Source organism: Pseudomonas sp. G5001 (assembly GCF_013385475.1).
GTDB lineage: Bacteria > Pseudomonadota > Gammaproteobacteria > Pseudomonadales > Pseudomonadaceae > Aquipseudomonas.
Genome location: NZ_JACAPZ010000026.1, coordinates 119,759 through 134,595, shown reverse-complemented (window position 1 = coordinate 134,595; position 14,837 = coordinate 119,759). Strand labels below are relative to the sequence as shown.

General features: G+C 56.2%; 11 protein-coding genes and 1 pseudogene. 6 read left to right on the top strand and 6 right to left on the bottom strand.

The window, feature by feature from the left end; all coding sequences use genetic code 11:
* Positions 1-45: 45 nt before the first annotated feature.
* Positions 46-1,245: an EAL domain-containing protein gene (locus tag HX805_RS20870; protein ID WP_003218906.1), complete on the bottom strand. Its 1,200-nt coding sequence runs from the start codon at positions 1,243-1,245 to the stop codon at positions 46-48.
* Positions 1,242-4,049: an ATP-binding protein gene (locus HX805_RS20865; RefSeq protein WP_134325968.1), complete on the bottom strand. Its 2,808-nt coding sequence runs from the start codon at positions 4,047-4,049 to the stop codon at positions 1,242-1,244. The genes HX805_RS20870 and HX805_RS20865 overlap by 4 nt, the downstream gene beginning before the upstream one ends.
* Positions 4,050-4,219: 170 nt before the next feature.
* Between HX805_RS20865 and HX805_RS20860 the strand changes: the two genes are divergently transcribed.
* A complete protein-coding gene (locus HX805_RS20860; protein WP_087693663.1) occupies positions 4,220-5,407 on the top strand; it encodes an MFS transporter in 1,188 nt (395 codons plus the stop codon).
* An 87-nt stretch (positions 5,408-5,494) separates the two neighbouring features.
* Here the strand turns inward: HX805_RS20860 and HX805_RS20855 are convergent, their stop codons facing one another.
* The 3 genes from HX805_RS20855 to HX805_RS20845 all read right to left on the bottom strand — a co-directional run bounded on the left by HX805_RS20855 (position 5,495) and on the right by HX805_RS20845 (position 7,887).
* Positions 5,495-5,716 carry a hypothetical protein gene (locus HX805_RS20855; protein ID WP_177117277.1) on the bottom strand — a complete coding sequence of 74 codons (222 nt, stop codon included), beginning with the start codon at positions 5,714-5,716 and terminating at the stop codon, positions 5,495-5,497.
* A gap of 150 nt (positions 5,717-5,866) precedes the next feature.
* A complete protein-coding gene (locus tag HX805_RS20850; RefSeq protein ID WP_177117276.1) occupies positions 5,867-6,232 on the bottom strand; it encodes a DUF6124 family protein in 366 nt (121 codons plus the stop codon).
* 551 nt (positions 6,233-6,783) lie between these two features.
* Positions 6,784-7,887, bottom strand: coding sequence for a hypothetical protein (locus HX805_RS20845; protein ID WP_177117275.1), 1,104 nt, complete (start codon positions 7,885-7,887; stop codon positions 6,784-6,786).
* A 412-nt stretch (positions 7,888-8,299) separates the two neighbouring features.
* Here HX805_RS20845 and HX805_RS20840 point away from each other — a divergent pair, with 412 nt between their 5' ends.
* The 3 genes from HX805_RS20840 (at position 8,300) to HX805_RS20830 (ending at position 12,050) form a co-directional block, all read left to right on the top strand.
* Complete coding sequence (locus tag HX805_RS20840; protein ID WP_218167398.1) at positions 8,300-9,331, top strand: hypothetical protein; 1,032 nt, start codon at positions 8,300-8,302, stop codon at positions 9,329-9,331.
* Positions 9,332-9,641: 310 nt separating this feature from the next.
* The gene (locus tag HX805_RS20835) at positions 9,642-10,274 is read left to right on the top strand and encodes a hypothetical protein (protein WP_177117273.1); all 633 of its coding nucleotides are present in this window, start codon (positions 9,642-9,644) and stop codon (positions 10,272-10,274) included.
* A 105-nt stretch (positions 10,275-10,379) separates the two neighbouring features.
* Positions 10,380-12,050: an ATP-dependent endonuclease gene (locus HX805_RS20830; protein ID WP_177117272.1), complete on the top strand. Its 1,671-nt coding sequence runs from the start codon at positions 10,380-10,382 to the stop codon at positions 12,048-12,050.
* Between the two features lie 189 nt (positions 12,051-12,239).
* On the opposite strand, the pseudogene HX805_RS20825 reads toward HX805_RS20830, so the two are convergent.
* Positions 12,240-12,365: pseudogene (locus HX805_RS20825) on the bottom strand (hypothetical protein); the annotation flags it as partial.
* Between the two features lie 174 nt (positions 12,366-12,539).
* On the opposite strand from HX805_RS20825, the gene dusA reads away from it, so the two are divergent.
* Positions 12,540-13,526, top strand: a complete 987-nt coding sequence (gene dusA / locus HX805_RS20820; protein ID WP_177117271.1) for a tRNA dihydrouridine(20/20a) synthase DusA — start codon at positions 12,540-12,542, stop codon at positions 13,524-13,526.
* 303 nt (positions 13,527-13,829) lie between these two features.
* Positions 13,830-14,756: a transaldolase gene (gene tal, locus HX805_RS20815; RefSeq protein WP_008437618.1), complete on the top strand. Its 927-nt coding sequence runs from the start codon at positions 13,830-13,832 to the stop codon at positions 14,754-14,756.
* Positions 14,757-14,837 lie beyond the last annotated feature (81 nt).

The window sequence follows — 14,837 nt, the reverse complement described above, 5'->3', positions numbered from 1 at the left end:
GGGCGACCCTTCCTTCGGGCTTCTTGACTGTGTGACCCTGGCCACTCACATAAGTGCTGGCGCAGGGCCATCCTCGATTAACAGGGCGCTGAATTTTTCCGCCGCCACGGCATGGGAGATCAGGAAACCCTGCACCTGATCGCAGCGGATACGCCGCAACACCGCCAGCTCCGCCTGGGTCTCGGCGCCCTCGGCGATGGTGGTCAGCCCGAGTTTGCGGCCCAGCTCGACAATGCTTTGCAAGGCCGACGCCAGGCTTTCGTTCTCGGCACAGCCATGCACCAGTGACCGGTCGATCTTGACCTCGTTGAACGGCGTCGACACCAGGTTGAAGTAGGAACTGAACCCCTTGCCGAAGTCATCCTGCGCCAACCCAAAGCCCATCATGCGCAAGCGACATGCTCCAGCGTAGTAGTTACTGGGCAGCCGTGTGGTGGAGCTTTCCATCAATTCGAAGGTAATTTGCCGGGGTTCGGCGTCGCGGCTTTGCACCTGGGCAAGCAGGCGGTCGACCAGGTCGCTCTGGTCGAGCAAATGCGTGGGCAGGTTGATCGACACCGGCAGCCGGTAACCGAGTTGCGCCCACTGGGCCTGGGCGATGAGGGTTTGGCCGAGAATGCAGGTGAGCAAGCGGGTTTCCAGGTCAAGGCGCTCGATGTCGTCAAGAAACGCGCCGGGCATCAATAACCCTTCCACCGGGTGCACCCAGCGTGCCAGGGCTTCGGCGCCCACGATGCGCCCGTCATGCAGGGATTTTTTCGGCTGGAACCACGCCTGGATTTCACCATTGGCCAAGGCGCGCTCAAGGTTCTCCCGGGCATGGCTGACACCCCGGTGGCAACACGGCGTGCGCGCCTGCTCGGCGAGTTTGTCGAGGCAATCGCGCAGGGTGCGCACCTCGCGTTCGCGCACCGGCTTGGAGATTAGCCCGGCGACGGTCAGGCCGAGGTTCCCGGCCACCTGCCCGGCGCCCACCAGCATGCGCCGCGACGCCACGCTCATCAGCGCTAGCGCAGGCGGCGCGTGCATGCGGGCCAAGTGCTGGATCAGTTGCACACCGTCCATCCCCGGCATCATCAAGTCGCTGAGCAGCAGATCGTAGCGCTGTCGGGCCAGGCGTTGCAGCGCGGTGGCGCCATCCCAGACCACATCGACGTCAAACCCGCCGATGGCCTGGAAGACGTTGATCAAGTACTCATGCTGGAAAGGATGGTCTTCCACGATGAGTACGCGATAGGCGCTCAAAGCACCCTCCTCTGATAGCGATGCAGGCACTGGTAGAGGGCGCGCAGGGTGAACGGCTTGACCAGGCAATGATCCATGCCAGCGTTCAGGCAGCGCTCGGCTTCGTCGAGCATCGCGTTGGCGGTGGCCCCGATGATCGGCAGTGAGCAACCCAGGCGACGCAGTTGTTCGGTGAGTTCATAGCCGTTCATGCGTGGCATGTTGACGTCGGTGAGAATCATGTCGAACGCGGTATCACCCCACAATGACAGCGCTTCAATGCCGTCGCCGGCCAGCACCACGCTGCAGCCGAGCTCTTCCAACTGGTCGCGCAGGATCAACTGGTTGATCAGGTTGTCTTCGGCCACCAGCAGGCGCAGGTTGAGGCTGAACTCGGTGGGCTTCTCGCTGATCCTCGGCGACAACAACTCTTCGCTGCCCTGGGCGCGGCTGACCGCGCGGTTGAGCGCCTGCAGGTTGTTCAGGCCGATCTGCCAGGGATAAGCGCCATGCTCGTCGACCGCGGCCATCACCCGCGGCCCGGACCAATGCAGCAACTGGTCGGGCTCGGTCGGGCCGGGATACAGCTCGACCAATACCGCGCCGGGGTCGGCCTCGGCGGACTCCGGCGCACCGAGTTGCGCGCGCGCGCCCCAGCGACGCAACCAGCCGCCAACACTTTCCGCCAGCTCACGCACCGGCGACACCACATACACCCGCTCGCCGAGCAGCGGCTGCGCCCAGGGAGCCTGGTCGTCGTCGTTGACTTGCTCCAGCGGCAAGGTGAAGGAAAAGCTGCTGCCCAGGCCCGGTTCGCTGACCACCCGCAAGGTGCCGTTCATCAAGTGCATCAGGCGCTTGCAGATCGACAAGCCCAGGCCGCTGCCGGCGACCACATTCGCATTGCCGCTGACCTGGAAGAACGGCTCGAACAGGTACCGCTGGTCTTCCTCGGCGATGCCCTTGCCGGTGTCGACTACCTGCCACTGCAACATCGTGCGCTCGCCTTCACGGCTTTCCAGGCGCAGACGCAAGACAATCCGGCCGCTTTCGGTGAATTTCAGCGCGTTGTTCAGCAGGTTATTCAGGATCTGGCGGATGCGTGTGACATCCCCGCTCACGTGGTCGGGCAACTGCGGGTCGAGGCAGGCGAACAACTGCAGGCCCTTGCTTTGGGCGGCGCCTGCGTAGCCCTGGATCACTTCCTGCACCAACTCGATCGGTGAGAACGTGCTGAACTCTAGGGACAGTTGTCCCGCTTCGATTTTCGACACGTCCAGCACATCGCAGATCATTTGCAGCAAGTTCGCCGACGAGCCCTCGATGGCATTCAGGTAGCCACGCTGCTGGCTGTTAAGGTCGGTGCGCGCAAGCAATTCCAGGGTGCCCAGCACGCCATACAATGGCGTGCGGATTTCATGGCTCATGGTTGCCAGGAACAGGGTCTTGGCCTCATTCGCCGCGTCCGCCAGCGTGCGCGCCTGCTGCAGGGCCAACTCCACCTGCTTGCGTTCGGTGATGTCGCTGAAGGCGCAGATCAGCACCTCCTCACGCTGGTAACGGGTTGGCGCGAAACTCAGGTACAGGTGACGACCGTCGGCCATTTGCAGCTCGTCGGTGCTGCTTTGTTCCGACTCATCGAACGCGCGGCGAATCCAGCCGTGACACAGTTGCTGGCGCTCGTGGCCGTTGCCCAGCCATTGCCGGGACAGGGGGTTTTCCAGCACTACCTCGCCGTCGCTGCGGCGCAGCACGCACAAGGCCACTGGCGCGATGCGAATCACCGCACTGCTGAATGCCTCACTCTCCACCAGCGCTTCGATGCGATTGGCTGCCGGGATAATCAAACGCTGATCGATGCGCCGCACCAACCGCACCATCAACAAGCTGGCCGCTGCGCACAACAGCAGGCACAGCAACAACGGCATGGCCAGGCTGGGCAACAGTGAACTCAGCTCCAGGCTGTAGACGATCTGCCACTGGGAGTAACCCAGGTGCTTGCGAATGGCCAAGCGATCCGGCAGCCAGCGGCTGCCTTCCCAACCAAAGCTGGCCGTGGCGTGATACTGGCGCAGCACCTGCGCAGCCGACGGTTGATGAGGCGTGCTGCTGAAAATCAGCTGCCCGGCGCCGTCAAGCAACATGAAGTCCCCGGCTTTTTCATGCTGCAGGGCGTTGATCAGGTCCGGGCCGTCCACCTCCAGCCCGAGCCAACCCGACGTGGGGCTACGGTCGTCGAGGCGGGTGAAGATGTATAGCGGTGAATCCAGGCGGCTCTGCTCAGTCAGCCACAACTCATCGCTGACCGAGACCTTGCCGGTGTCCACCGCCATCAACCGCTGCAATACCGGCTGCGGCACATTCTCCGGGGCCGCCCCAACGGTAAACAGGCGCTCCACCACCGGCTCGGCGCGCTGCGCGACGTAGATCAGGTTGACCTGGTTGACCTGCAGGTAATCAAGCAGGCGCCTAGTCAGCCAAAGGCTCCAGATATTGCCCGCCTCGCCCAAGGTGATGTGCAACTCTTCGGCCGGCACATTATTGAGGTTGCCCACGGGTGGCGTGACATGACGAACCGTCGACAGGCCGAGGCTTTTGAGCAGCGTCTGGCGGCTGACAAAAAAACTCTGCGCATCGGAAATCGCCTCATTCATATAACTGCGCCGTAGCGAAATTTCCTCATTCAACGCCGCACGCAAGTAGCTGTAGGCACCCACATACACGCCGAGCACCAATGCCAGGGCAAACAGCCGCAACAACTTGCGCGCGGCCTTGGGCGTCGAAAAAGAAGAGTCGAGTGGTTGCAGGAAATGTTTGAGCTTCATCGCCAAAAGAGTAAGCGTGGCGAGAGGGTAGTTGAATAAGACGGATCTCAAAGCCCCGCACTGCTTGCGCCGATGGAACTCTCGCGCAACACGCTGTTCTAGACACCTTCGTCGCTGCTTGCGTAGCATCGGCGGCTGTCCTTCGTGCACTTCATCAAACAGAGTTACCCATGACTATCCAGCAAACACCCGGGCACGTGCTGCCCGCGCGCAGCGCCGCCAAAATGGAAGCGGCCATGGCCGTGGGCGCCTTTGCGATCGGCACCGGCGAATTCGCCATCATGGGGCTGATGCCCGACATCGCCCACAACCTCAATCTCAGCGAACCGCAAGTGGGCCACGCCATCAGCGCCTATGCGCTGGGCGTGATGGTCGGCGCCCCGCTGCTGGCGATCCTCGGCGCCAAGTTGCTGCGTAAACACATGCTGCTATTGCTGATGGGCCTTTATGCCCTGGGCAACCTCGCCACGGCGTTTACCCCAACCTTCGGTTCGCTGGTGGCCTTCCGCTTTATCAGCGGCCTGCCCCACGGCGCCTACTTCGGCATCGCCGCCGTGGTCGCCTCCAGCATGGTGCCCAACGACAAACGCGCTGGCGCCGTCGCCCGCGTGATGATGGGCCTGACCCTGGCCATGCTGCTCGGCAACCCCATCGCCACCTTCCTCGGTCAACACCTGGGCTGGCGCTCGGCGTTCGCACTGGTCAGCGCCATCGCCCTGTGCACCATCGCGCTGGTCTGGCAATTCGTACCGGATCGCCACGACGAACCCCGCAGCGACCCGCGCAAAGAACTGCGTGCCTTCACCAAACCGCAGGTGTGGATGGCGCTGTCCATTGGCGCTATTGGGTTTGCCGGGATGTTCTGCGTGTTCAGCTACCTGGCGCCGACCATGCTCGAAGTGACCAAAGTCTCGCCGCAGTGGATCCCCTTCGGTCTGGCCGCGTTTGGCGTAGGCGGCATCATCGGCAACATCGCCGGCGGCAAGCTGTTTGATCGCCTGCAATTTCGCGCAGTGGGCTGGATTATGGTGTGGTCGATGGCCGTGCTGATCTTCTTCACCTTCGCCGCGAGTTCGCTGTGGAGCGTACTGCTGGGCATCGGCCTGGTCGGCACCATGATCGCCATGGCCGCGCCGCTGCAAATCCGCTTGATGGACATTGCGCATGAAGCACCGAGCCTGGCGGCGGCGTCCAACCACGCGGCGTTCAACCTGGCGAATGCGCTGGGGCCGTGGTTTGGCGGGATGGCGATTACAGCCGGGTATGGTTGGACTAGCACGGGCTACATCGGCGCGGCTACGGCGCTGGTGGGCCTGGGCATCTACCTGATCGCCCGACGTATGAAAGGCGGCCACTAAAGCCCTCCCACGATCCAATGTGGGAGCGGGCTTGCTCGCGAAAGCGGTGGGTCAGTCGCGGAGTAAATGACTGCCCCACCCGCTCAGTCAGTCATCATGCATCAACCCCGAACCATACTCCCCGTAACTACTCCCCAGCGCGTTGCCGCCAAAATTCATCTTGGCGGCCTTGCTGGGGCTGTGGTCGCCAAACGCTTGGCATCCCCCTGAATAACAAGGGTCGCTACTCACGTCCGACGACCCCGTCGAACAAGCGGCCAACAGCAACGTGCCAGCGATCATCAAGACTTTGACGAGATTGGAGATCATTTTTCAGTTCCCTTTGGACTGGAGGCGTATAGGTCCTCTCTTAAGAAGGATCGTAGACCTCATAAGCGCAGGGAATTATGAAACTTTGCTGAATGACAGGATGGGTTCAGTTCAGTTTGCCGCCTTGAGGTAAGGCGGCAGGGTTCGGCGTCAGGCGGTGGCCGTGCTGCCTACAGGCGCGACTTGCTCCAAAGCTCGGTCAACGAGTAGAGCACTCAGGTCGATTAGCTGCTGAATGCCCATTACGATGGCGCGATGGGGTTCATCGAGGTCGAAAGCCAGGGTTGCAGCCATTTGGTTGGCGGATTCCAGGTTTTCGGCGGCGTTGGCTAGAAGGGTTTCGGTATCTATGTCGGGGCTGACGCGGAATAGGTTGCTGCTCGGTTGCTCGGCGGGAACGTCGTTATCGGATGACGGCAAGTAATGATGGATAGCACGCTGAGCCGCAGCTTGAAGCTTGGCATCAGTGGGGGCAGCGTTTGAAGCATGGGGCGGATTCGGTGTGACTTTGTACATGGCGAAGCTCCTTAACTATTCAGGAACTGCCAATCTCACTTCCACATGAGGGTGGCAGCTGTACGCAGGTGTGGAAGACCAGGGCTAAGGACCCGGCGCACCGAAGTGCCCCGCGCACAGCCGCCATGACACATGATACAGGCGTAAAAAAACGCCGGCTGGTGTTTATAGGCGATTGCGTCTTAGCTGGTACGGACTTCCACATCCGGCCACTGGTTTTCCAGCGGTTTTAGGAGGTTAGCGATGCGAGGTCTGAGGGACAAGCTGAGAAAAGCGTGGGAAATTTCTCAAGGAAAATTGGAGAGCTCCATGGTATGCCCCTGCATGACCACCATGAAAGACGTCGTACAGATCCTCCAGTGCGGTCCGCTGATTGCGAAAAACTGCAGCAAAACCGAGCGAGTGATCCCCCGTGACATAAATGTCGCTACTAGCGGACAAAGAGCAGCTTGCATACTGCACCGTCTCCGAGTGCATCGATTGGTCGATCCCCTGCGCGAGCATTTTCCCACCAAGGAAGAAATTAATTCGACGGGTTTATTTGACTCTAATCATTTCCACTCAAGGTCTGAGCTATCGAATTCGAAGACCCTGCTGCCTTCTTGGTAAAAATCGGCCTCGATGTAGATTTTTTCGGACTTCCGAGCTTGGGCAACGAACGACGACGCACTGCTGATGAAAAGTAAATTGGAGCTGTGGTCATCAGGCTCGCTGGCTGACATGCGCAGAGCATTGCCCTTAGAAAATCTGACGCGTACATCGCAGTCATCGTATCCACAAACAAACTGACCTTTCTCGATAGCTACATACACCGACGTGCCCCACCGTGGATGCTTACGGATAGTGAGTGTGGCTCTTTGCACGCCGCTGTACGGAAATTTGAAATCCACGGTATTCAACGACGAAACGTACGCCCGCCGCACTGGTTTTCCGGACATATTGTCCTCACCATCAGAGTAGTTCCAGGTTAACCCCATGCTTCGCCGAAGAGCCTTTTCTGCTGCAGCTTTTTCTCGGGCTTCCGCTTCTCTGGTCTGCTGAGTAGCGAGCCTCGAGAATTTATCAGCATTGGCCTGGTAGGTCTGGTCGATAGCGGCTAGTTGGGCGTAGGTGCCTGCAAGACTTTTGTAATCGCCCTGCTGGATACTCGCAATGGACGTGAGGAGAGTCGATTTCTTTTGCTGCTTTTCAACCTCAGCCTTTTGCCCCGCGACCTTCGATAGCGCTTGGTCAATCTCAAAGCTGCCAGCATCACTGTACTTAGAGCCCAAGGCAGTGGCCCCGGCGTAATCCTGCTTGTCGGTCAAGACATTCATCTCCGCGAGGATTGCATCTTTGTTAGCGGAAACGTAATCGCGCTTTTCCTTCAAGGCCTGCTCCGCCTTTTGCTGGCTGACTAACGCTTGCTGAGCAGATCGCTCGGCGCGATCAGCATCCAAAGCCTTGTTGCTCGTGTAGAAGAAAAGACCAAAGCAAACCAAGGCAACGACAGCACGGCCACCTGGTGTGATGGTGATATTGGTTTTATCTTTGATCAGTCTGTTGATCTGAGGTACGAACATGCCGGCTGCGAGAAGCATGATCAAACCAGACTGGAAGCTGGTGAAGATAGCGCCCAGGGCAAAAATTAAGAAAACCGCAAACAGCAGCCACATCGCAAACGATCTGAAAAATCCGACAACCCTTGAGTCTGCCACTGCTATCGCTCCCTGATAAAACGTCAAGGAACGTATGTAATAGCACTGTGCTAGTCAACGCAATACCGACAACTGACCTACCGGCTAATCACTATAAGTACCTCCAAGATAGAACTCTAAGGATCAACACCCCACCCCTCCTAACCCATTGCCGACAAACAGATCACCCTGGAAATCTCCATGCCAGATCCCAATACCCTCACGCAAGACCTGCCCCGCCGCTTCTCCGTGGCCCCCCATGATGGATTAGAACACCTTTTTTCAAGCACCTAAAAACAGCGCCTTGATACCTCTCTTTTTCTTCCTAGTACCACTTTCGTACCACCTCACCGACAGATCGTGACAATCCCACCCTGCTCCATAGCCAATATTGAGCACTCGTCTTTCCGCTCTCATTGAGGACACTGTCGATTGCGAATATTCGGCCGAACTGGATAACCCCACATCGATCGATTTCTATGGTGAAATGCAGACGAATCAATTTGACATCATTGGTGCGAGGGATTGCTATTTGAACGATACACTGGTTGTAATCGACTCGATTGAGGAGTTGCAAGCTCGTCCCGAATACGAGCCTTCACTTGCATTTTACCCGCACGCGTCTCGCCGCTTTGGGTCTGTGATCGCACCCTACCGATTCTTAGAGAAGATCATTTGCGGCATTGCCCATTGCCATCAACCTCACATGGCGGGCTACCTAATCAGTACAAGTGACGGGAAGGAAACAGGAATCGGAGGGAGCTGTGGCAAAACTCATTTTGGAGTTTCGTTCACAAGAGAGCGCAAGCGCGTCGACCAAGCAATCGCACGACGACAACGAATCACCGCTATCAGTTCGCTGCTGGCGACGATGTCGGAGACGCTTGTCGAGATAGAAGCAATCGACATCGCATTCAAAAATCTCTCGTCACTCAAAACGCGACTGATGGGCACAGTCGGGCCTGAGGTCTTCCAGAAACTTCGCCAGCGCGCTGATCGAGATCAAGCTGTCATTGAGAAAGAAGTCCCGATGACTAGGGCAGAAGCACATGCTCATTACGAAACGTCAAATCGATATGAAGGTGATGGACTTGGTTGGCCGACCAAGCCGGTATACGTAGCCACTATCGAAGGCCTCCCCTTTTTCAAAGCTCGAATTAAGGACATGGTCGTCACAAACCTTATTCATCCTATGCGCGAGCTAAGCAAGGTCAAACCAAAGGACTTAGAATCATTAACACCGCGCCAGTTACAGCGGGAAGCAAAATGGGTGGGCGAGGTGCCGAAGCATCTCGAGCGTGCCCGTGAGGTGATTCATGCAGGTAATCGTTTTTTCACACCAGAAAATTTAGCCAAAATGGTCAATTTTGGTGCGTCTTCAGGTCCATTAATGATAATGATCGAGGATCTGAAAACCCAATGATGCTCTTGTTTCCAGCCACCGAACGCTGGCCTAAGGGCGACACAACCTTTGGGCATGGTCAGAGGATGATGCGGATAGCTTCAATTTCGCCTAGCCGCTTGCCGGCCACATCAGAAATGTGCCGAGGGCAGGCTGCCATTGGTCGGCTGTAACGCTTACATAGGAAGTAGGTCGTTAGGAACCCGTCACGAGTAAACCAACGGGCACCGGCTCATAACCAAGTTTACAGAGACGAATACAACCTGATTGTCGGTGCCGTTCGTCACGATACTGCGCAAGCAGTTCTAGCATTACACAGCATGAGGGCTTTATGGAGTTACTTAAAACGATCAGGGATGAGTGGGTTGTTATCTCTACAACGCCCTTCACGTTCGTGATTCTGGCAGTCTTGATGTTTGCTGCGGCGTACTTTGTCTGTCGCTGGCGGTACACGGGTACCATTGAAGAATTGAACGCAGGCAAAGAAACGCTAACGGAGCGTTTGCACCTGAGATCTGAACAAGCCGAGTCTCATCGAGAGAAGGCTACCAAGTACGACCAGATGCTGATTGAGGTTATCGATTCTGGTACGCCAGAGCTGAAAGAGAAAACACTAAGCTTGGTTAGCGATCTGCGTGAATTCAAGCAACGTTGTGCCCGGGAGGATAACGCAAACATTTTTGGATCCGGACTCGGCAGAGAGGAAGATGACACGGAGCTGGCAAGGCACCAGGCATGGGAGCAACGAACCCAAAAACTTATCGCTTCTTCGATGGAGCGGAGCGAAGAGTATAATCGGCGCTTTAAGGTCAACACCATTATATTACGGGACGAGCTACGTAGCCGCTTGCCGAATTACAAAAGTGATGAACACGATGATTTTTTGTATGAGCACCCGACAAATAACCACGGCATCGAAGCCGTCGCCGATGATCTCGAGAGAATGGCAAAAACACTCTCATAGATCGAAGCGGTACACGCCTATATAACTGTGCACTACATACAAAAACCCCATTGGAAAGCTAACCAATCCAATGGCAATTGCCAACACCTGAACGAATAAAAAATTATGATATCAAACATAAAGTTCCGTTTTGGTCGCACACCAGCATCTCAACCTGAAACAATTTCGACTCCAGCCGTAACGGTTTTCGTAGGCCCCAACAATTCAGGCAAAAGCAAGGTATTATCTGAGATCAACTTCTACTGCCGCATGGGAGCGAAAGAAGCTAACTCGCTAATCCTAGACGAGCTTAGCTTCGAGCAATTAAACGAAGAGAACACCCTCAAGACAATATCACACTTTACACTTACTCCCAGCGAATACGACCATATTTCACCGGAAAACGTTTTATTTGGCGGCAGACATAGTAGAAGCCAACAAAATATCAACCAGCTGAAGCAAATAATACAAAACCCCCAAACTAACCACCCTTACTATTGCCAATGGTTCTTAACACATTCGGTATTAATGCTAGATGGGCGCAGCCGAATATCTCTCGTAGAGGATCAGGTAGCTGGCGACTTGCAACAAAGTCCGCAAACAAGCTTACAAGTGCTGTTGCGTGATGACAAGAAGAGACACGAAGTACGGCGCATCATGTACGAAGCATTTGATACTCATTTTGTAATCGACCCTACAAATCTTGGACAACTTCGAATTCGCCTATCGTCACGTCCACCTCATGACGATCTTGAAGAGCGAGGCATACATCAAGCGGCAATTGAATTTCATTCCAAAGCTGCGCCGATCAATCTCTCCAGCGACGGTGTAAAGGCATTCACAGGCATCGTTACTGAGCTAATTGCTGGTGACCCTCGTGTGGTCCTAATAGACGAACCCGAGGCGTTCTTACATCCATCACTTGCTTCAAAACTAGGCTATGAAATCTCGCGCGCCGCGCTATCAGAAGGTAAACGAGTTTTTGTATCTACTCATAGCCCCTCTTTCGTCATGGGATGCATTCATTCTGGCGCGCCCGTCAATATCGTGAGACTTACATATAGAGGAGGTATCGCAACATCCAGAGTACTTCCAAGCGCAGACATTTTGGAGCTAATGAGGAACCCCCTTCTTAGGTCAACCGGCGTTCTTAGCGGATTGTTCTATGAGTTTGTAGTCGTTACCGAGTCCGATGCCGATCGAGCATTTTATCAAGAAATCAATGAAAGATTACTGCGATTCAGTCCGAGCCACGGAATACCAAATTGTCTATTTATAAATGCTCAAAACAAGCAAACAATTCAGACGATAATTCGTCCGCTCCGTGAACTAGGAATTCCAGCAGCGGGAATTGTTGACATCGATGTATTGAAGGACGGCGGTAGCACTTGGACAAACATGCTAATAAGCACGAGTGTCCCAAACATATCACACAACTCGCTTGCCACCATGAGAGTTGCGGTCAAGCAGGCGATGGATGCAACGGGCTTAAACATGAAGCGCGATGGAGGAGTTGACATACTAAAAGGAGAAGACAAAGAAGCAGCGATTAACCTTCTAGAGCAATTGGCTGACTATGGGATGTTCGTTGTACCCAAAGGCGAACTAGAATCTTGGCTAAAAATAACAAATACCTCAGGGCATGGCCCGTCATGGCTAATAGATATTTTTGAAAAAATGGGCGAAAACCCATCATCACCGAACTATATAAAACCATCTGAAGGCGATGTTTGGGAGTTCATATCAAAAATTAGAGCATGGCATGTGAACGCGAATCGCAAGGGAATTCCTTCATAATAATTCGCTGTAGCTTTATCTCATCTATCTCAATTAAATCGCTCACAACTTCTTTAATATTAATTAAAAACTCTCGTTATCAGTTTCCGCAGCTGATAACGAAAGTTCGATTCCCTTCACCCGCTCCACGATGCTCAAGGCTTCCAGCGGTATCAAGTCGACGCGACACAGAACTGGTGACAGTTACTGTGAGTAGCTAAACGTGGTGATGTTCGGGAAGAACTGCTTCACCAGCTGCGCTACGCCGGAACCCATGTCGGTGATATCGATTCCGATGTAGGTCACCCAGTAGCGTCTGGTGACCTGGCGAACGGATATCGGGGTAAGACCACGATATATGACGCAATGGCCGGCTTCTGATCCTCGGCATATTTCACACGCGTTAACGTTACGTGCGACATGGTCAGGAGCGCATCACACACCTCCCCGACACCCGCGATGCTTCCCTGATAAACTGCACACCATTCGCCTCGTTGACTCAGATCTCCAATGCCCCTACAAACCGCTCCACTCTCCCGCCGCTTCTCCGTTGCCCCGATGATGGATTGGACTGATAGGCACTGCCGCTTCTTCCTGCGCCTGCTGTCCAAAAACGCCCTCCTCTACACCGAGATGGTCACCACCGGCGCGATCCTCCACGGCGACCACGAACGCTTCCTGCGCCATAACGAGGCCGAGCATCCACTCGCCCTGCAGTTGGGCGGTAGCGTCCCTGCCGACCTGGCCGCCTGCGCCCGCATGGCCCAGGACGCCGGCTACGACGAGGTGAACCTCAACGTCGGCTGCCCAAGCGACCGGGTGCAAAACAACATGATCGGCGCGATCCTGATGGCCCACCCTGCCTTGGTGGCGGATTGCGTAAAGGCGATGCAGGACGCGGTCTCGATCCCGGTAACGGTTAAGCACCGCATCGGCATCAACGGCCGGGACAGTTACGCCGAGCTGTGCGATTTCGTTGGCCAGGTGAAGGACGCGGGCTGCACCAGTTTTACCGTGCATGCGCGAATCGCCATTCTGGAAGGGCTGTCACCGAAGGAAAATCGGGACATCCCGCCCTTGCGCTACGACGTTGCCGCCCAGTTGAAGCAGGATTTCCCTGAACTGGAGATCATCCTCAACGGCGGCATCAAGACCCTCGAACAGTGCCTGGAGCATTTGCAGACGTTCGATGGCGTGATGCTGGGCCGCGAGGCTTATCACAATCCGTATCTGCTGGCCGAGGTGGATCAGCAGCTGCTTGGCAGCACTGCACCTGTTATCTCCCGCGCCGAGGCGCTGACGCAGTTGCGTCCTTATATAGCCGAACACTTGGCGACAGGTGGCTCGATGCACCACATCACCCGCCACGTACTGGGGCTGGGGACGGGTTTCCCGGGGGCGCGGAAGTTTCGGCAGTTGTTGTCGGTGGATATTCATAAGGCCAGTGATCCGCTGGCGTTGCTGGATAAGGCTGGGGAGTTGCTGGAGGGACGGTGATTTGGGTGTCAGTGGGTTTATTGGGTGGCTGACACGACGCCTTCGCGAGCAAGCCCGCTCCCACATTTGGATGGGGGGATGTCAGGAAGATGGGGCAAGGCTGCTCCCACCGTTTGATCGGGGTGGTCATCGGGCAGTTGGGTTGAACCTGCTGGCTGTTTTGGCCTCCTATTGAGCATTGGCCGGTGATTCAAACGGCTGTTTTCAGGTTGTTGCCCTCGCAAACGATCGAATGCATTTGCGCCCTTGAGCGGCTGTCAGCGCTCGGGTAATGTCATCAGACCCACAGGACAGAGCACGCCCATGACTTCCAAGCTGGAACAACTCAAGCAATTCACCACTGTAGTAGCCGATACCGGCGATTTTTCTACCCTCGCCAAGCTCAAGCCACAAGACGCCACTACCAACCCTTCCCTGCTGCTCAAGGCCGCGTCGATCCCAGGCTATGCCAAGCTGCTGGATGAGGCTGTTGCCGACTGCAACGGCGATGTAGGCCTGGCCAGCGACCGTTTTGCGGTAGCCGTCGGCCAGGAAATCCTGAAAGTGGTGCCCGGCCGCATTTCCACCGAGGTGGATGCCCGTCTGTCGTTCGACACTGACGCCGTCCTCAAGCGCGCCCATCGCCTGATCGACCTGTACGACAAGGCCGGCATTGGCCGTGACCGCGTGCTGATCAAGATCGCCTCCACCTGGGAAGGCATCCGCGCCGCCGAGCAGCTGGAAAAGGAAGGCATTCAGACCAACCTGACGCTGCTGTTCTCCTTCGCCCAGGCCGTGGCTTGCGCCGAAGCCGGCGTGTTCCTGATTTCGCCGTTCGTGGGCCGTATCTACGACTGGTACAAGAAGGCCAACGGTAACGACTACACCGGCTCCGAGGATCCGGGCGTGCAGTCGGTGACGCGCATCTACAACTACTACAAGGCCAATGGCTACAAGACCGTGGTAATGGGTGCAAGCTTCCGTAACCTGAGCCAGATCGAAGAGCTGGCTGGTTGTGACCGCCTGACCATCAGCCCGGACCTGCTGGAAAAACTCGCAGCCGACAACGGCAAGCTGGAACGCAAATTGTCGCCAGGCCATGCGGGCGAAGCCCGTGTGCACTTGACCGAAGCGCAGTTCCGTTGGGAATCCAACGAAGATGCAATGGCCACCGAGAAACTGGCCGAGGGCATTCGTCAGTTCGCCCGCGACCAGGAAAAACTCGAAGCGCTGTTGACCGCCAAGCTCTAAAAACGGCGGCGACAAAAAGGGCGGCACCTGTGAGGGTGCCGCCCTTTTTTTGTATTAGCCGATTTCGAGCCGAACTCAGTT

Excerpts from the sequence above, each read along its gene's own strand:
- HX805_RS20865 (WP_134325968.1), bottom strand. The coding sequence starts at position 4,049 with ATGAAGCTCAAACATTTCCTGCAACCACTCGACTCTTCTTTTTCGACG.
- HX805_RS20860 (WP_087693663.1), top strand. The coding sequence starts at position 4,220 with ATGACTATCCAGCAAACACCCGGGCACGTGCTGCCCGCGCGCAGCGCC.
- HX805_RS20855 (WP_177117277.1), bottom strand. The coding sequence starts at position 5,716 with ATGATCTCCAATCTCGTCAAAGTCTTGATGATCGCTGGCACGTTGCTG.
- HX805_RS20850 (WP_177117276.1), bottom strand. The coding sequence starts at position 6,232 with ATGTACAAAGTCACACCGAATCCGCCCCATGCTTCAAACGCTGCCCCC.
- HX805_RS20845 (WP_177117275.1), bottom strand. The coding sequence starts at position 7,887 with ATGTGGCTGCTGTTTGCGGTTTTCTTAATTTTTGCCCTGGGCGCTATC.
- HX805_RS20835 (WP_177117273.1), top strand. The coding sequence starts at position 9,642 with ATGGAGTTACTTAAAACGATCAGGGATGAGTGGGTTGTTATCTCTACA.
- HX805_RS20830 (WP_177117272.1), top strand. The coding sequence starts at position 10,380 with ATGATATCAAACATAAAGTTCCGTTTTGGTCGCACACCAGCATCTCAA.
- dusA (WP_177117271.1), top strand. The coding sequence starts at position 12,540 with ATGCCCCTACAAACCGCTCCACTCTCCCGCCGCTTCTCCGTTGCCCCG.
- tal (WP_008437618.1), top strand. The coding sequence starts at position 13,830 with ATGACTTCCAAGCTGGAACAACTCAAGCAATTCACCACTGTAGTAGCC.